We start from the raw sequence: 17,191 nt of genomic DNA on the forward strand, positions 1-17,191 counted from the left end.
CCTTTAAAACGCGTAACATACATTGCCTGCGTTTAACTTTCTTTGAACTCTTGCAGAAAAATGAGAATTCGTGAGTACGATCACTCAAAATCGCCTGGCAAAAATAAAATCACCCTAACGATGAACTAAAAACGGACAAAACTACCTGGTTCGCAAATCTGCGTCTAAAGTTAAACCGGGACCTCGCGAGCATGGGTGGTAGGATGGCGCTTTACACAATTGGTGAAGTGGCGTTGCTTTGTGATATCAATCCTGTCACGTTACGCGCGTGGCAGAGGCGTTACGGATTATTGAAACCGCAGCGCACAGACGGCGGACATCGCCTGTTCAACGATGCCGATATTGACCGGATCCGCGAGATCAAACGCTGGATCGATAACGGCGTGCAGGTCAGCAAAGTTAAAATGCTACTCAGTAATGAGAATGTTGATGTGCAAAACGGCTGGCGCGATCAGCAAGAAACTCTGCTTAATTACCTGCAAAGTGGCAATCTACAAAGTCTGCGAATGTGGATCAAAGAGCGTGGTCAGGATTACCCCGCCCAGACGCTCACCACACATCTGTTCATTCCTCTGCGCCGACGTCTTCAGTGTCAGCAACCAACTCTCCAGGCGTTACTGGCGATCCTCGACGGTGTACTGATCAATTACATCGCCATTTGTCTGGCCTCAGCACGTAAAAAACAGGGCAAAGATGCGCTGGTGGTTGGCTGGAATATTCAGGATACCACGCGTCTGTGGCTGGAAGGCTGGATTGCCAGCCAGCAGGGATGGCGCATTGATGTCCTCGCCCACTCGCTCAATCAACTACGCCCGGAACTGTTTGAAGGCCGCACACTATTAGTGTGGTGCGGTGAAAACCAGTCTCCCGCCCAGCAGCAGCAACTCACCAGTTGGCAGGAACAAGGCCATGATATTTTCCCACTCGGCATTTAATGATTCGTTAACAAATGCGCTTTACTGTACAATCCTTTCGTTAACATAAGGAGTGCATTATGCGCATAGCGAAAATTGGGGTTATCACCCTGTTCCTGTTGATGGCGTTAGGCGGTATCGGTGGCGTCATGCTCGCAGGTTATACCTTTATTCTGCGTGCTGGCTGAGTCGCTGCACCAGTCGTTCAAACAGGCGGTCTACGATGATCGCCGCCAGTGCCACCAGCAACGCCCCCTGAATCACATAAGCAGTGTTAAATCCGCTAAGCCCGATGATGATGGGCGTCCCCAGCGTGCTGGCTCCTACTGTTGAGGCAATGGTCGCCGTACCAATGTTGATAATTACTGAAGTCCGCACGCCGGCCAGAATCACTGGCGCTGCCAACGGTAACTCCACTTTACGTAATCGCTGACCCCGGCTCATTCCCATCCCTTTGGCAACGTCTGTCACGCTGGCATCAATCGCTCCCAGTCCGGCAAGTGTTGCCTGTAAGATCGGTAGCACGCCGTAAAGGATCAAGGCAATAATCGCCGGTTGCTGACCAAACCCCATCACCGGAACAGCAATCGCCAGCACAGCTACGGGCGGAAAAGTCTGCCCAACGGCGGCAATGGTTTCTACCATCGGGCGAAACTCCGCGCCCCACGGGCGAGTGACAGCAATTCCCGCACCAGTACCAATGATCACGGCAAACAAACTTGAGATCCCCACCAGCCAGAAATGAGCCAACGCCAGGGCAACAAAGCTTTCCTGCTGATAAACAGGCCGAGGTAATTGCGGAAATAAAGCACCAAACAGTGGCTGGCTATAGGGTAGCCAGAAAATCAGCCCCACAAACAGAGCAATGAGCCAGAACAGCGGATCGCGCATTATTTTCATACGCTTACGCCTCCACCAGCAGATCCTGAAAATGCAATGTGCCGCAAGGTTTACCCTGAGCGTCAACCACCGGCAACACTTCACAACCACAAGCGACAAACAATGAGAGCGCATCGCGTAGCGTCATCTCTTCTGCCAGTGCCTCACCTTCAGCGCGTTCGGTGCGGCGCACATAATCGGTCACACTACGTAACGATAACAGGCGCACGCCCAGCTCGCTGCGACCAAAAAACTGGCGCACAAAATCATTCGCCGGGCGAGTAAGCATCGCCAGCGGATTGCCCTGCTGCACCACTTCACCATGATCCATTAACACCAGATGTTCTGCCAGCCGTAGCGCCTCATCAATATCGTGAGTGACCAGCACAATGGTGCGCCCCAGCAAACGGTGAATGCGCGTCATCTCTTGTTGCAACGCGCCGCGCGTCACAGGATCCAGCGCGCCAAACGGTTCATCCATCAGCAAAACTTGCGGATCGGCAGCCAGCGCACGAGCAACGCCGACTCGCTGCTGCTGACCACCAGAAAGTTGATGGGGATAACGCTCGCGTAAATTCGCCTCCAGCCCCAGCAGCGCCATTAATTCATCGATGCGATCGTCAATCCGCGCCCGCGACCATTTTTGTAATTGCGGCACGGTGGCGATGTTTTGCGCCACGCTCCAGTGGGGAAATAAACCTATCGACTGGATGGCGTATCCCATCCGGCGGCGCAGCTCCAGCACTGGCAGCGAGCGAATTTCTTCTCCGGCAAAGCGGATCACTCCGCTATCATGCTCCACCAGGCGGTTAATCATCTTCAGGGTGGTGGATTTGCCGGAGCCAGATGTGCCAATCAGCACCGAGAAACTCCCCTCCTGAAAATTGAGATTGAGGTCGTTAACGGCTTTTTGTGTGCCGAACAGTTTGCTGACATGGCTAAATTCAATCATGGTTTGTTACCTTCAGCAGTGCGATAAGCAAATCGAACAGCGCGTCGGTAAGCACCGCCAGTACAATCACCGGGATCACTCCCAGCAACACTAAATCAATGGCACTGCTTAGCAGCCCCTGGAAAACCAGCGCACCAAAACCGCCTGCGCCGATTAACGCCGCAATCACCGCCATACCTACAGTTTGCACCATCACCACCCGCAGGCTGCGCAGAAATACCGGTAACGCCAGTGGTAACTGAACATGCAGGAAACGCTGCGCCCCGCTCATGCCCATCGCTGTGGCGCTCTCCAGCACATCGCGCGGGATCTGGTTCAAGCCGACTACCACGCCGCGCACCAGCGGCAGCAAGGCATAGAGCACCAGCGCAATCAGTGCGGGTGTCATTCCGGTTCCTGCTATGCCGAACGCCCCCAGCCACGGAAAGGCCGTAACCAGCGCGGCAAGCGGCGCAATCAGCAGGCCAAAGAGCGCCACCGAAGGCACGGTCTGAATGACATTGAGCAGAGAAAAAATCGCCCCCTGCCGCGCAGTGGAAAAGTAGCACCAGATGCCCAACGGCACACCAATCACTAACGCAGGCAGCACCGCACCAAACAGCAACGTCAGATGTTGCGCCAGCGCGTCGTCAAACACATCCTGACGGTTGACGTATTCTTTCATTAGCGAGAGATCGTTAAGCGCGCCGGAGTACAGCAACCACAGCGGAATGATGGCAATCTGCATATGCAACAACCAGCGCCACAGCGGATGTGTGGAGATTCGGCGGATGGCATCACTACAGGCCAGCAATGCCAGCGCCGTAGCCAACCAGAAACCACTGCCGAGGCTGGTACGCGCCAGCGCACTGCCATTTTGCGCCAGTTGTGTCGCCGCCTTTCCAGCTCCCCACACCAGCAATACGAAGACGAATTGCGCCAGAATGAGTGCAAAAATGCTGCCTTTTTTAGCGGGAATAAAACAGGCTGTCAGCCAGGCGCAACCAACGCCCACCAGCATCCAGATCGTTTGCGGCCACAGTTGCCAGAGATGACGCCCTTCACCCGAGACTAAACGATTAGGCGCGTAACTGATAAACGGCAGCGCCGCTGCGATTGCCGTCAGCAACAGCAGCAGCGCCAGAACAGGATTAATACGTAGATAAGTCACGAGAAATTACTTCGTCCACCCTTTTTTTTTCAGGTAGTCGGCAGCCACTTTTTTAGCATCCAGCCCTTCTACGGCAATACTGGCATTCAGTTGCTGCAACGTCTTTTCATCGAGGCTGGCGAAGACGGGCTGTAGCCACTGTGCCATTTGCGGATACTCTTTCAACACCGACTCACGCACCACTGGCGCAGGCGCGTAGATAGGTTGCACGCCTTGTGGATCGCTTAAGGTTTGCAGCCCCAGCGCCGCTACCGGGCCGTCAGTGCCGTAAGCCATTGCGGCATTAACGCCGGATGTTTGTTGGGCAGCGGCTTTAATCGTTACCGCCGTGTCGCCACCGGCCAGTGACAGCAACTGATCCTGACCGAGTTTAAAGTCATAGGCTTTTTCAAAAGCGGGTAGCGCATCGGCGCGTTCAATAAACTCTGCCGAGGCCGCCAGTTTGAAGGTGCCGCCCTCTTTCAGATAACGGCTGAGATCGGCAAGCGAAGTGAGTTTGTTTTTCTCTGCCAGATCCTGACGCACGGCGATGGTCCAGGTGTTATTTGCAGGCGCAGGCGTCAGCCAGATTAACTTGTTTTGCTCTGCATCGAGCTTTTTGACTTTCTCGTAGCCTTGCCCGGCATTTTTCCACGCCGCATCATTTTCATCTTTAAAGAAGAAAGCGCCATTGCCGGTATATTCCGGATAGATATCCAGCTCGCCAGAAGTGATCGCCCCGCGCACCACCGGCGTGGTTCCCAACTGGACTTTATTCACTGTCGGTACGCCGTGGCTTTCCAGTACTTGCAAAATAATGTTGCCGAGTAGCGCGCCTTCGGTATCGATTTTTGAACCGACTTTAACGGGGGAAGCCGCGTGCAACGGCAGGCTCACGGCTGCCAACAAAACCAGTGAACCTGCCCAGACCTTTGAGAGTGGCATGATGCTTTCCTCATTCTTTTACTGTTGTTTTCAGCGAATTAAGAGAAAAGCATAGTTGATAATGGCGGAGTTAGCCTGAGCGGACGGATTCAGTTGCAGAATCAGATAAATACTTAAAGGGCGCAAACGTCGCGCCCTTACTAAAGCATTACAGCAACTCAAACTCGCCTTTCTTAACGCGTGCGGAATCAGTGCCGATAAAGACATTGAACTTGCCAGGCTCGGCGTCATATTTCATCTGTTGATTCCAGAACTTCAGCGCCTCGATATCGATCGGGAAGCTGACGGTCTGAGTTTCGCCCGGCTTCAGGGTGATTTTCTCAAAGCCTTTCAGCTGCTTCACTGGACGGCTCATGGAAGCCGTCACATCCTGCAAGTACATCTGCACTACCGTGGCCCCTTCGCGTTTACCGGTGTTCGTCACCTGCACGCTGGCCGTCACTTTGCCGTCACGCTTCATGGTCGGCGCAGAAAGTTTCACATCAGAGACGGTGAAAGTGGTATAGCTCAGACCATAGCCGAACGGATAAAGTGCCCCGTTAGCTTCATCAAAATAACGCGAAGTGTATTTGTTCGGCTTGTCGGCATTATACGGACGCCCGGTATTCAGATGGCTGTAGTACACCGGGATCTGCCCGACAGAACGCGGGAAGGACATTGGCAGCTTGCCGGACGGGTTGTAATCACCAAACAACACATCGGCAATTGCATTACCGCCTTCAGTCCCCGCAAACCAGGTTTCCAGAATCGCATCAGCCTGCTGATCTTCTTTCACCAGCGCCAGCGGACGACCGTTCATCAGCACCAGCACCAGCGGTTTACCGGTGGCTTTCAACGCCGCAATCAAATCACGTTGGCTTTGCGGAATAGTAATATCGGTACGGCTGGAGGCTTCGTGCGCCATCCCCTGAGCTTCACCGACCACAGCCACCACCACATCAGATTGTTTCGCGGTCTGCACCGCTTCATCAATCATCTCTTGCGCAGAACGAGGATCGACTTTGACCGCTTCTTCATACTGATTCAGGAAGTCGATAATACCTTTGTCACTGGTGACGTTTGCCCCTTTGGCGTACAGCACTTTACCGTTTTCACCAACGGCATTTTTAATCCCGGTCAGCACGGTCACGGATTGATCGGCAACTCCGGCTGCTGACCAGCTTCCCATGACATCACGTTTGCTGTCTGCCAGTGGGCCAACCACCGCGATGGTGGCAGATTTTTTCAGCGGCAGCGTTTCGAGACGGTTTTTCAGCAGCACCAGGCTTTCTCGCGCCACTTCACGCGCTTCTTTGCGATGCAGGCGGCTTTCAGCATTGGTATCCACCGGGTCAGACTCTTTCGGCCCAAGGTGGCTGTACGGATCGTTAAACAGTCCCATGTCATATTTAACGTTCAGTACGTGACGAGTGGCATCGTCCAGCTCTTCCATCGTCACTTTGCCGGACTTGATCAAACCAGGCAGATACTTCGAGTAGTACTCGTCGCTCATGCTCATGTTGATCCCGGATTTCAGCGCCACGCGTACTGCATCTTCCGGGTCTGCCGCCGTGCCGTGTTTAATCAGTTCTTTGATTGCGCCATGATCGGAAACGGTGATGCCTTTAAAGCCCCACTGATCGCGCAGAACATCTTTCAGCAGCCAGGAATCGGAGGTGGCTGGCGTGCCGTTCAGCGAGTTCAACGCCACCATCACCGCGCCGCTGCCTGCATCCAGCCCCGCTTTGTACGGCGGCATATAGTCATTAAACAGACGCTGCGGGCTCATATCGACGGTGTTGTACTCTTTGCCGCCTTCTACCGCACCGTAAGCCGCAAAGTGTTTGACGCTGGTCATCACCGAGTAGCGATCTGCCGGGCTTTTACCCTGCATCGCTTCCACCATGGTTTTACCCATTATTGAGGTGAGATACGTATCTTCGCCAAAACCTTCAGAAGCACGTCCCCAGCGCGGATCGCGCGAGACATCGACCATTGGCGCCCAGGTCATATTCAGGCCATCATCTGCCGCTTCATAAGCAGAGACGCGCCCAACAGTTTTCACCGCATCGAGGTTAAAAGAAGAAGCCAGACCAAGGCTTATCGGGAAGACAGTGCGCTGACCGTGTAGCACGTCGTAAGCAAAGAAAAGAGGAATTTTCAGGCGGCTTAATTCCATCACCTGATCCTGCATGGCGCGGATATCCTGACGGGTTACGGTGTTGAAAATCGCCCCAACCTGCCCGTCTTTGATCATCTCGCGGATCGCCTCTTTCGGGTTATCCGGGCCGACGCTGATTAAGCGCAGTTGACCAATCTTCTCATCAACTGTCATTTTTTTGAGCAGCTCGGTGACGAACGCATCACGCGCTTCGGGCGTTAATGGATGGTTACCAAACAAATCATCCGCCAGTGCTGGCTGTAAGGCCAGACTTACCGCGATACCTACTGAACATAGCCATTTCATGTGGATTTTTCTTCCTTTGTTGCCCGATGTGGCAGCGAAAATGGTGCAAAAACCGTAGTTTGCCATAAGCATGATAGAGAGAGAAAAAGAATGCTCAGTTTATTGTCTGAATTTTAAAAATATTCACTCGCTGAATTGTCATACAAGGCGCTATTCTAGTTTGTGATATTTTTTCGCCACCACAAGGAGTGGAAAATGTCTTCCATGACAACAACTGATAATAAAGCCTTTTTGAATGAACTTGCCCGTCTGGTCGGTCATTCACACCTGCTCACCGATCCCGCAAAAACGGCCCGCTATCGCAAGGGCTTCCGTTCTGGTCAGGGCGACGCGCTGGCTGTCGTTTTCCCTGGTTCGTTACTGGAATTGTGGCGGGTGCTGAAAGCCTGCGTCACCGCCGACAAAATTATTCTGATGCAGGCTGCCAATACGGGTCTGACCGAAGGCTCGACGCCAAACGGTAACGACTATGATCGCGATATCGTGATCATCAGCACCCTGCGTCTCGACAAGCTGCACGTTCTTGGCAAGGGCGAACAGGTGCTGGCCTATCCGGGCACCACGCTCTATTCGCTGGAAAAAGCTCTCAAACCGCTGGGGCGCGAACCGCACTCGGTGATTGGTTCGTCGTGTATAGGTGCATCGGTCATCGGCGGTATCTGTAATAACTCCGGCGGCTCGCTGGTGCAGCGTGGCCCGGCGTATACCGAAATGTCGTTATTCGCGCGCATAAATGAAGACGGCAAACTGACGCTGGTGAACCATCTGGGGATTGATCTGGGCGAAACACCGGAGCAGATCCTCAGCAAGCTGGATGACGATCGTATCAAAGAAGATGATGTTCGCCACGATGGTCGTCACGCCCACGATTATGATTATGTTCACCGCGTTCGGGATATTGAAGCCGACACACCCGCACGTTATAACGCCGACCCGGATCGCCTGTTTGAATCCTCCGGTTGCGCCGGAAAACTGGCAGTATTCGCGGTACGTCTTGATACCTTCGAAGCGGAAAAAAATCAGCAGGTGTTTTATATAGGCACCAACCAGCCGGAAGTGCTGACTGAAATCCGCCGCCATATTCTGGCTAATTTCGAAAATCTGCCGGTTGCAGGGGAATATATGCATCGGGATATCTACGATATCGCGGAAAAATATGGCAAAGACACCTTCCTGATGATCGATAAACTTGGCACCGACAAGATGCCTCTCTTCTTTAATATCAAAGGGCGTACCGATGCGATGCTGGAGAAAGTGAAATTCTTCCGTCCGCATTTTACCGACCGTGCGATGCAAAAATTCGGTCATCTGTTCCCCAGCCATTTGCCCCCGCGCATGAACAGCTGGCGCGATAAATATGAACATCATCTGCTGTTAAAAATGGCGGGCGATGGCATTGGCGAAGCGAAATCGTGGCTGGTGGATTATTTCAAACAGGCTGAAGGCGATTTCTTTGTCTGTACGCCGGAGGAAGGAAGCAAAGCATTTTTACACCGTTTTGCGGCTGCGGGGGCGGCAATTCGTTATCAGGCTGTGCATTCCGATGAAGTCGAAGACATTCTGGCTCTGGATATTGCTCTGCGTCGTAATGACACGGAGTGGTATGAGCATTTGCCGCCGGAGATCGACAGCCAGTTGGTACACAAGCTCTATTACGGCCATTTTATGTGCTATGTCTTCCACCAGGATTACATCGTCAAAAAAGGTGCAGATGTACATGCGTTGAAGGAACAGATGCTGGAGCTGTTACGCCAGCGCGGCGCGCAATACCCTGCCGAGCATAACGTCGGTCATTTGTATAAAGCGCCGGAGACGCTGCAGAAGTTTTATCGCGAGAACGATCCGACCAACAGTATGAACCCTGGGATCGGTAAGACCAGTAAGCGGAAAAACTGGCAGGAAGCAGAGTAAATACAGCTGGATGCCTGATGCAGATGTAGGCCTGATAAGATGCGTAAGCATCGCATCAGGCACTGGCACCTAATGCCGGATGCGGCGTAAACGCCTGATCCGGCCTACAGGCAAGCAAACTTAATCGTTCTGTGCCGTCTGCCCCGCCGCCGCCATCTGGGCGGCTTTTTGTTTTTTATAGCTCAACGCCGCAGCCGGAACAGGCATCACTTTACCGGTCTCAATCCAGGTACGCAGGCGGCTGGCATCGGCAAAATGGGTATATTTGCCAAATGCATCCATCACCACCAGCGCCACCGGTTTATTATTGATAACCGTGCGCATCACCAGACAATGCCCTGCGGCATTGGTAAAACCGGTTTTGGTTAACTGAATATTCCAGTTATCGCGATACACCAGATGGTTAGTATTGCGGAACGGCAGGGTGTACGTCGGATTAGAGAAGGTCGCCATATCTTCACGGGTGGTACTCAACTGACCGATCAACGGATATTGTTTGCTGGCAATCAGCAATTTGGTCAGGTCACGGGCTGTCGAAACGTTATGCACCGACAATCCGGTCGGTTCAACAAAGCGCGTGTTGTTCATTCCGAGCGATTTCGCTTTCGCATTCATCGCTTTAATAAAAGCGTTATAACCACCAGGATAATGGTGCGCCAGGCTTGCCGCCGCGCGGTTTTCTGAAGACATCAGCGCCAACAGTAGCATCTCTTTACGGCTGATTTCGCTGTTCAGTCGCACGCGCGAATAGACCCCTTTCATCTCTGGCGTCTGGCTGATATCCACTTTCAGTTTTTCATCCAGCGGCAGTCGTGCGTCAAGCACCACCATTGCGGTCATTAATTTGGTGATTGACGCAATCGGACGCACCAGATCCGGGTGGTTCGAATAGATCACTTTGTTGGTATTCAGATCAACAATCATCGCACTACCGGAAGCGATTTCCGGCTGCGAAGCTGTGGTAGCGGCAGTCGTTTTCGCAACGGCCTGCGGTGCAAAAGGCACAGCCAGCATTAGAGCCAGGCTAAATAAAGAAACTCGAAATTTCGGCATGATGAGCATTCAGATAGTGGTTCACGCGCACGGGTTGCGCACCGCCGGAGTAAGGATTTACTGAGGCTAGCGACGCCATCATAACGAGCAAAAAGTGAGATCGTCAAAGGAGAATCGTGAGGAAATGCTGCATTGCTGACATTTACGCCAGCAATGCAACGCAAAAGAACTTTCTAGAACAGCCGATAACCGTACCCCCCACAGAATAACGGTAATAGCGAGCAGCACTTCCAGCACCAGTACGCCAATCGCCAGCGTCGAACTGGAGAAGCTAAGACCTTCCTCTTTGTTGATATTCAGGAAGCTCGGAATACCGAGATAAAGCAGATAGCCGGTGTAAAACAGCGCCACCGTACCCACCAGCGCGCACAGCCAGACCAGCGGATAAAGCGCCACCAGGCCGCTTAAAAATAGTGGCGTCGCGACATATCCGGCAAAGACCATACAGTGCGCAAGCGACGGACGTTGCGGATATTTGCGCGCCATCCACCAGATGACTCGCCCCATCACCGCGACCCCAGCCAGCATAACGCCATAAAACAGGACAGCCAGCGCCAGTCCGGTAAACCAGGATAACTTCAGGATAGTGCCATCGCCAAAATTCCAGCCAATCTGTGTAGTGCCAATGAAGGCGCAAATCACCGGAATCGCCGCCATCAGCAAAACGTGGTGGGTGTAATGGTGAGAAATCGTTTCGTTTTCGCGATTAATCACCTGCATTTCACGATCGGGATGGGAAAACAGTCCCCAGACATGGCTCATACCGCCCCCTTGTTGTGAGTTCATGAACCTGACAGTTCAAGTATAAGTCAGCTTGTGATTATTTTTTGTTCGCTCATGTAATTTGCACCGTCTGATGTACGTCCTTTTTCAGCGTGAATGATTCACAGGGTGTATGCTTACAGGCAAGCAAAGGGAGACAGACTGGCCTATGGATCTCAATACACTCATCTCACAATATGGTTATGCCGCGCTGGTTATCGGTAGTCTGGCGGAAGGTGAAACCGTGACTTTGCTGGGAGGCGTTGCGGCACATCAGGGGCTATTAAAGTTCCCGCTGGTGGTACTTTCTGTGGCGCTTGGCGGCATGATTGGCGACCAGGTGCTTTATCTGTGCGGGCGGCGGTTTGGCGGCAAGCTGTTACGCCGTTTCTCTAAGCATCAGGATAAAATTGAGCGGGCGCAGAAACTTATCCAACGCCATCCGTATCTGTTTGTCATCGGTACGCGTTTTATGTATGGCTTTCGGGTGATTGGCCCGACGCTGATTGGTGCCAGCCAGCTGCCGCCGAAAATCTTTCTGCCACTGAATATCCTCGGCGCATTTGCCTGGGCGTTGATTTTTACCACTATCGGTTACGCTGGTGGTCAGGTGATTGCGCCGTGGTTGCACACTCTCGACCAGCATTTGAAGCACTGGGTCTGGTTGATTCTGGTCGTGGTTCTGGTGGTTGGCGTGCGCTGGTGGCTGAAACGGCGCGGGAAGAAAAAGCCGGATAATCAGGCGTAAAGCAGTTGCCACAGATAAGTCGTTCGCGCCGCATCCGACATCAGGTGTTCCATGCCTGATGCGACGCTGGCGCGTCTTATCATGCCTACAACATACCCATTGAAATATCCACATATCCCATTGCACTACTCCGGCTTAAACTGCGGATTCGCCAGCATAAAACCACCATCGACAATTAACGACTGCCCGGTGGTGTAATTTGCGCCTTCGGAACATAGCCAGGCCACCAGGCTGGCAATCTCATGCGTTGCGCCGAAACGCCGCAGGGGAATTGATGGTTCTGCGTCGGGCTTCACGTCGCCGTCATCCATGCCGTTCATTGGCGTGGCAATTGCACCTGGCGCGACCGCATTCACCAGAATCTTATGCCTGACCAGTTCCAGCGCCATCGCTTTGGTTAACCCGCCGAGTGCATGTTTAGCGGCGGTGTAGGCGCTGGCATCCGGCAGCGGCGTATGTTCATGTACCGATGTAATGTTGATGATGCGACCACCCTGTCCCTGTTTCACCATCTGGCGGGCAGCAATTTGCGAGCATAAAAATGCACCATCGACATCAACGGTAAAAATCTTGCGCCACTCATCAAAAGCCATATCAAGAAACGGCGCTTTGGTCATCGCCCCCGCGTTATTCACCAGCACATCAATACGCCCCAGTCGTTGAATGAGTCTCTCCAGCGCCTGCGCACCTTCTGGTAGATTGCCGAGATCCAGTTGCACCATCTCCGCACGGACGCCGTGGCTAACTACCTCACGCGCGGTATCTTTTGCCCCTTCTTCATCTGAGTGCCAGGTAATGCCAATATCAAACCCTTGCTGCGCCAGTAATAACGCGCACTCTTTTCCGATCCCCGAATCGGAGGCAGTAATAATCGCGACCTGTGCCATGGAGTTCTCCACTTAACGCTGAATAAACGTTAAGTATAGAAGCCGCATATCATCAGCGTTTATAGCCCCCGCCCAGCGCGCCGGTGAGTTGAATGGAGGCATCCAGCCACTGCCCTTGCAATAACAGGCCATTGGCTCGCTCACGCAGCGCCGGGATTCTGGCTTCGCTGACGCGGGAACCAGCAATGATGCCCGCATTAAAACGTGCCTGCGCCAGACCTACCACACGCAGGGCATCGCGCTCAATTTGCGCCTGATGCTGGTTTTTCTCCGCCAACGTCTGAACCTGACTGGCTGCCCGCGCCACGTCATTCACCGCCTCAACCACCGCTTTGTTGTAGCTGGCGATAGACAAGTTGCTTTCGGCTTTCGCAATATCGAGGTTGGCGTTAAGACGACCGCTATCGAAAATGGGTAGCGTCAGGCCTGCCGTAACGCCCATTTGCTGCGCGGAATGTCGGAACAGATCGCTTAAGTGCAACGCATCTTGTTGCAGGAAGGCCATCAGGTTTATGTCGGGGTAAAAGGCCGCTTTTGCCGCGTCGATGCTGCTTAAGGATGATTCAACGTACCAGTGCGCCGCCTGCAAATCGGCACGGCGCGCCAGCAAGGAATAACCCAGTTCATCAGGAAGATGGCTTGTCACTTCAGGCAGCACAACCGGATGCAGCTTTAAACCGCTCGTCTGGCTGTTAGTCAGCGCATTTAACCGCGCCTCAATAATTTTCATTTTTCCCGCCACATCATTGCGCTGTTGCCGGGTTTTACTGGCATTAATATCGGTTTCCACACCTTCAACCGAAGAGGTAATTCCGTTCTGATATAGCTGGCGGTCGGTCGCGATAATGGTGTTCTGCTCTTTTTCGATTTGCTGCAAGACCGTGTTTAACGCCGCCTGGGTTTGCCACTCCCAGTACAGACGAGCCACACTGCCAGCCAGCAATTGGCGGGTTTGCTCGCGTTCCGCCGCCCGTGCTTTAACCGTACCGAGGCGCGCTGTGACTTCAGCCCGATTCTTTCCCCAGATATCGAGATGCCAGCCCGCCGTTAGACCAAAAGTACCGTTGGTATACCACGGCCCGGTAGTACCTGCCGCCGGATCGGTCAGGGCAAACGGCCCCATTAACCCTTCCGCCGACATTTTTTGTCGCTCCATATCCGCAGAAAAATCGATCTGCGGACCATCCTGAGTGGCTACAGCTTTCGCCTGCGCTTCAGCCAGTTGAATGCGCTGTTCAGCCACCTGCATATCCGGTGCGTTCTGTAGTGCGTTATTAATTAAGGAAGTGAGTTGATTATCGTGATATTCCAGCCACCACTGACTGTCTGGCCAACCATTTTTCAGCGCCGTGGGTAATGCGCTGTCAACTTGTGCAGCGGGCGTTTGCTGGCTTAACGCCTGGCGGGTTTCGTGCACAGGCGCACACCCAGCCAGAATGAGGAACAGCGGAAAACAGGCGATAGCTGGATAAAAGGAATCACGATTCATGGGGGAATAATCAGGTAAGAAAAGGTGCGCGGAGATTACCGTGTGTTGCAATGTATTTTTTAGTTTCGCGTGGCAATACATCAGCAGCAATAAAACGACATATTCAGAAAAATATACAGCAAGTGAATGATATCATCTGATTTATCTTAATCGTTTATGGATAACGGCAAAGGGTTTCATTTTTACCTATACTTATTCAGCACTCACAAATAAAGGAACGCCAATGAAAATTATACTCTGGGCAGTATTGATTATTTTCCTGATTGGGCTACTGGTGGTGACTGGCGTATTTAAGATGATATTTTAAAATATCAGATAAACCAGATATGACGGTTAGTTATTAGATGTTTTGTGTACTTGATTTACAAACCGCTCCGGTGTTGGTGGCGTCAAAATCGCCGAGGCGTTCCCTGGAGGCCGGGGCAGCCCACATGGATGTGGGCTGAGGGCGCGTCTTACAGGGATAATGAGATGGACGCTCCAGATTTTACGGTATCAAAGTACCAGACTGGATCGTTGCAATACGTCCTGAAAAATTAGGAGCGTCCACATGAAAGTATCAACTCTTGGTATCGACCTGGCAAAGAACGTTTTTCAGCTTCATGGTGTCGATCATGAAGGCCATACTATTTTGCGTAAAAAGCTCACCCGGGCTAAGTTTGTTCAGTTTGTGATTCAACTGGAACCTTGTCTGATTGGCATGGAAGCCTGCTCATCCAGTCATTATTTTGCGCGATTATTCACCCGCTATGGTCATGAGGTAAAACTCATACCTCCGCAGTATGTGAAGCCTTATGTGAAAACGAACAAGACGGATGCAGCAGATGCTGAAGCAATCTGCGAAGCGGTAACCCGTCCGAATATGCGTTTTGTTCAGATAAAAACCGAAGAGCAGCAGGCCGTTTTAGCGTTACACACTGAACGGGGAATACTTATCCGTGAGCGGATTGCCTGTGCCAATAGTTTAAGAGCCACACTTGCTGAGTTTGGTATTACGATTGCGGCCGGACAAAGCCATTTAACCCGTGAGCTGCCAGCCATTCTGGAGGATAGCGAAAATGGTTTATCTCCCTTTGTCAGAACCAGCATCTACAGACAGTCTAAACATATCCGGGAACTTGAAGAACAAGTTAAACAGGTAGAAGAAGCTCTGGCCTCCTGGTATAGAACGCAGGAAGCCTGCCAGAGAATGGCCAAAATCCCGGGGGTTGGCATGCTAACGGCCACTTATGTGGTAGCAGCAGTGGGTAATGCCCGACAATTCAGTACCGCAAAGCAGTTCGCTTCATGGCTGGGGCTGACACCAAAGGAACATTCCAGCGGCGGGAAACAGCAACTGGGAGGGATCAGCAAACGTGGAGATGGATATTTCCGATACCTGCTGGTTCACGGCGCACGCGCACTTACCGCCTGGGTCAACCGAAACGGCGCGGTTGAGGAGAATTCCTGGCTTCAGGGACTCCTTGAGCGGAAGCACTACAATGTAGCTGTTGTCGCCATGGCGGCAAAAACAGCGAGGATCATGTGGTCAATGTTGTCACACCATACTGAATATCAACCTCGGCAGCTCGCCTGACACAAGGTCAGTCAATCTGACGAGGTGCTGAAAAAAAGTTAACGTCCTGGTAGGTGCAGGTGACTTCAGAAGATGGCAAAACAGGTAAGACCGCAGGCAGGATACACCGAGAGGTAACAAGGGCAAGTTAGCCCGTAGAGGATGATTGGTACCTGCCTGGCGGATTTCATCATGGTTCGGGATAAAAATCCCATCAGAAACCGGATATATGGCTGCACCTACCCGTTTTATTACATAACTGAAGAAAGCATTGCATTCCGGGAGCGTCCATATATGTTACCTCGCGCCCGACCCGGTAGCCGTAAGGGATAAGCCGAGGGCACCGCGCAGCGGCGATTTTGTTCGCCAGAGCCCGGGGGTGCAGGGGGCGGCGGCGATTGGCCGCCCCCTGCGCGCTCCTTGCGCCAGTTGCGATATATGGCTTAGCACATGAAAGGAGCGCAACAAAATGATGAAGCTGAATAAGCGATTTATTGTCTCTAATATGCTGCGATTCCACTATTATCGCAGCTTATCTATATCAATTGCCTGAATAGCCCTTGCAATATCTGTGGAATTATTCAACACCCGAACATGCTGAAATAATTCCGTTGCTTCATCGTATTCTTTACGCAAATAACTCAACCACTGTTTAATCCGCGCGACGTGATATAGCCCGGTATCGCCCTGCTTTTCCAGACGGGTATATTTTTGCAGCAAAGCAACAACCTCCGGCCACGGCATTCGCGGTTCGTTATATTTAACCACCCGGCTCAGGTTGGGAATATTCAGCGCCCCGCGCCCAATCATCACCGCGTCGCAGCCGCTGATCGCTATACATTGTTGCGCACTCTGCCAGTCCCAGATTTCACCGTTGGCAATCACCGGAATATTCAACCGCTGGCGAATCTCGCCAATCGCCTGCCAGTCAATATGCTCCGCACGGTAGCCCTGCTCTTTTGTCCGCCCATGCACCACCAGTTCCGTGGCTCCGGCCTGTTGAACAGCATCGGCAATTTCAAACTTCTTCTCGCCGCTGTCCCAGCCAAGCCGCACTTTCACACTGACGGGTAAATGCGCCGGTACAGCTTCGCGCATCGCTTTTGCACCCTGGTAGATGAGTTCAGGATCTTTGAGTAACGTCGCCCCACCGCCGCTGCCGTTAACCGTTTTCGATGGGCAGCCGCAATTGAGATCCACGCCCCAGGAACCTAATTCCACCGCACGCGCGGCATTTTCCGCCAGCCACTGTGGGAACTGCCCCAGCAGTTGTACCCGCACCAGCGTACCGGATGGCGTTCGACTGGCATTTTGTAGTTCAGGGCAAATGCGATGAAAGACTTTTACCGGCAGCAGTTGATCGACCACGCGGACAAATTCGGTGATGCACAGATCGTAGTCGTTAACTTCGGTCAACAATTCACGCACCAGAGAGTCAAGCACACCCTCCATCGGCGCCAGTAGTACACGCATATCATCACCCGCAAAAAAATGAGGCGCTATGGTAGCGCCTCCGGTCAG

The 17,191-nt window shown here is 52.6% G+C and carries 15 protein-coding genes and 1 pseudogene; 6 read left to right on the forward strand and 10 right to left on the reverse strand.

Annotation, left to right across the window (positions count from 1 at the left end; all coding sequences use genetic code 11):
• The first annotated feature begins 203 nt into the window (after positions 1-203).
• Positions 204-935, forward strand: coding sequence for an HTH-type transcriptional regulator MlrA (gene mlrA, locus WC5_RS02320; protein WP_001240390.1), 732 nt, complete (start codon positions 204-206; stop codon positions 933-935).
• A 59-nt stretch (positions 936-994) separates the two neighbouring features.
• Positions 995-1,102 (forward strand): protein YohO, encoded by a 108-nt coding sequence (locus WC5_RS02315; RefSeq protein WP_001216965.1) that lies wholly within the window; start codon positions 995-997, stop codon positions 1,100-1,102.
• Here WC5_RS02315 and yehW read toward each other — a convergent pair.
• The 5 genes from yehW to bglX all read right to left on the reverse strand — a co-directional run bounded on the left by yehW (position 1,083) and on the right by bglX (position 7,265).
• Complete coding sequence (yehW, locus tag WC5_RS02310) at positions 1,083-1,814, reverse strand: glycine betaine ABC transporter permease YehW (protein WP_000700019.1); 732 nt, start codon at positions 1,812-1,814, stop codon at positions 1,083-1,085. The genes WC5_RS02315 and yehW overlap by 20 nt on opposite strands.
• A gap of 4 nt (positions 1,815-1,818) precedes the next feature.
• Entirely contained in the window at positions 1,819-2,745 is a 927-nt protein-coding gene (gene yehX / locus WC5_RS02305; RefSeq protein WP_000569378.1) for a glycine betaine ABC transporter ATP binding protein YehX, read from the reverse strand.
• Positions 2,738-3,895, reverse strand: a complete 1,158-nt coding sequence (yehY, locus tag WC5_RS02300; protein WP_000221795.1) for a glycine betaine ABC transporter permease YehY — start codon at positions 3,893-3,895, stop codon at positions 2,738-2,740. The genes yehX and yehY overlap by 8 nt, the downstream gene beginning before the upstream one ends.
• 6 nt (positions 3,896-3,901) lie before the next feature.
• Positions 3,902-4,819, reverse strand: coding sequence for a glycine betaine ABC transporter substrate-binding protein OsmF (osmF, locus tag WC5_RS02295; RefSeq protein WP_001131247.1), 918 nt, complete (start codon positions 4,817-4,819; stop codon positions 3,902-3,904).
• Between the two features lie 148 nt (positions 4,820-4,967).
• Positions 4,968-7,265, reverse strand: coding sequence for a beta-glucosidase BglX (gene bglX / locus WC5_RS02290; RefSeq protein ID WP_000871494.1), 2,298 nt, complete (start codon positions 7,263-7,265; stop codon positions 4,968-4,970).
• A 195-nt stretch (positions 7,266-7,460) separates the two neighbouring features.
• On the opposite strand from bglX, the gene dld reads away from it, so the two are divergent.
• Positions 7,461-9,176 (forward strand): D-lactate dehydrogenase, encoded by a 1,716-nt coding sequence (gene dld, locus WC5_RS02285; RefSeq protein ID WP_016231815.1) that lies wholly within the window; start codon positions 7,461-7,463, stop codon positions 9,174-9,176.
• 120 nt (positions 9,177-9,296) lie between these two features.
• Here the strand turns inward: dld and pbpG are convergent, their stop codons facing one another.
• Positions 9,297-10,229 (reverse strand): D-alanyl-D-alanine endopeptidase, encoded by a 933-nt coding sequence (gene pbpG, locus WC5_RS02280; RefSeq protein ID WP_010352881.1) that lies wholly within the window; start codon positions 10,227-10,229, stop codon positions 9,297-9,299.
• Positions 10,230-10,402: 173 nt separating this feature from the next.
• A pseudogene (locus WC5_RS02275) lies at positions 10,403-10,991 on the reverse strand (Yip1 family protein).
• Between the two features lie 169 nt (positions 10,992-11,160).
• Between WC5_RS02275 and WC5_RS02270 the strand changes: the two are divergent.
• Positions 11,161-11,739 carry a DedA family protein gene (locus WC5_RS02270; protein WP_001307896.1) on the forward strand — a complete coding sequence of 193 codons (579 nt, stop codon included), beginning with the start codon at positions 11,161-11,163 and terminating at the stop codon, positions 11,737-11,739.
• Between the two features lie 125 nt (positions 11,740-11,864).
• On the opposite strand, the gene WC5_RS02265 is transcribed toward WC5_RS02270, so the two are convergent.
• On the reverse strand, positions 11,865-12,626 hold the full coding sequence (locus tag WC5_RS02265; RefSeq protein ID WP_000079555.1) for an SDR family oxidoreductase: 762 nt from the start codon (positions 12,624-12,626) through the stop codon (positions 11,865-11,867).
• Between the two features lie 52 nt (positions 12,627-12,678).
• Entirely contained in the window at positions 12,679-14,115 is a 1,437-nt protein-coding gene (mdtQ, locus tag WC5_RS02260) for a multidrug resistance outer membrane protein MdtQ (RefSeq protein WP_001078095.1), read from the reverse strand.
• Between the two features lie 223 nt (positions 14,116-14,338).
• Between mdtQ and yohP the strand changes: the two genes are divergently transcribed.
• Together yohP and WC5_RS02255 are read left to right on the forward strand one after the other, a co-directional pair.
• Positions 14,339-14,422 (forward strand): small membrane protein YohP, encoded by an 84-nt coding sequence (gene yohP / locus WC5_RS25945; protein WP_000691708.1) that lies wholly within the window; start codon positions 14,339-14,341, stop codon positions 14,420-14,422.
• Between the two features lie 243 nt (positions 14,423-14,665).
• A complete protein-coding gene (locus tag WC5_RS02255; protein WP_016231645.1) occupies positions 14,666-15,691 on the forward strand; it encodes an IS110 family RNA-guided transposase in 1,026 nt (341 codons plus the stop codon).
• Positions 15,692-16,192: 501 nt separating this feature from the next.
• On the opposite strand, the gene dusC is transcribed toward WC5_RS02255, so the two are convergent.
• Complete coding sequence (gene dusC / locus WC5_RS02250) at positions 16,193-17,143, reverse strand: tRNA dihydrouridine(16) synthase DusC (RefSeq protein ID WP_010352779.1); 951 nt, start codon at positions 17,141-17,143, stop codon at positions 16,193-16,195.
• Positions 17,144-17,191 lie beyond the last annotated feature (48 nt).

It is taken from the genome of Escherichia sp. KTE114 (assembly GCF_000407765.1).
In the GTDB taxonomy this organism is placed as follows: Bacteria; Pseudomonadota; Gammaproteobacteria; order Enterobacterales; family Enterobacteriaceae; genus Escherichia; species Escherichia ruysiae.

Coding starts and splice junctions, on each gene's coding strand:
- bglX (WP_000871494.1), bottom strand. CDS start 7,265: ATGAAATGGCTATGTTCAGTAGGTATCGCGGTAAGTCTGGCCTTACAG.
- mdtQ (WP_001078095.1), bottom strand. CDS start 14,115: ATGAATCGTGATTCCTTTTATCCAGCTATCGCCTGTTTTCCGCTGTTC.
- WC5_RS02270 (WP_001307896.1), top strand. CDS start 11,161: ATGGATCTCAATACACTCATCTCACAATATGGTTATGCCGCGCTGGTT.
- dusC (WP_010352779.1), bottom strand. CDS start 17,143: ATGCGTGTACTACTGGCGCCGATGGAGGGTGTGCTTGACTCTCTGGTG.
- WC5_RS02315 (WP_001216965.1), top strand. CDS start 995: ATGCGCATAGCGAAAATTGGGGTTATCACCCTGTTCCTGTTGATGGCG.
- mlrA (WP_001240390.1), top strand. CDS start 204: ATGGCGCTTTACACAATTGGTGAAGTGGCGTTGCTTTGTGATATCAAT.
- pbpG (WP_010352881.1), bottom strand. CDS start 10,229: ATGCCGAAATTTCGAGTTTCTTTATTTAGCCTGGCTCTAATGCTGGCT.
- yohP (WP_000691708.1), top strand. CDS start 14,339: ATGAAAATTATACTCTGGGCAGTATTGATTATTTTCCTGATTGGGCTA.
- osmF (WP_001131247.1), bottom strand. CDS start 4,819: ATGCCACTCTCAAAGGTCTGGGCAGGTTCACTGGTTTTGTTGGCAGCC.
- yehW (WP_000700019.1), bottom strand. CDS start 1,814: ATGAAAATAATGCGCGATCCGCTGTTCTGGCTCATTGCTCTGTTTGTG.
- WC5_RS02255 (WP_016231645.1), top strand. CDS start 14,666: ATGAAAGTATCAACTCTTGGTATCGACCTGGCAAAGAACGTTTTTCAG.
- dld (WP_016231815.1), top strand. CDS start 7,461: ATGTCTTCCATGACAACAACTGATAATAAAGCCTTTTTGAATGAACTT.
- WC5_RS02265 (WP_000079555.1), bottom strand. CDS start 12,626: ATGGCACAGGTCGCGATTATTACTGCCTCCGATTCGGGGATCGGAAAA.
- yehX (WP_000569378.1), bottom strand. CDS start 2,745: ATGATTGAATTTAGCCATGTCAGCAAACTGTTCGGCACACAAAAAGCC.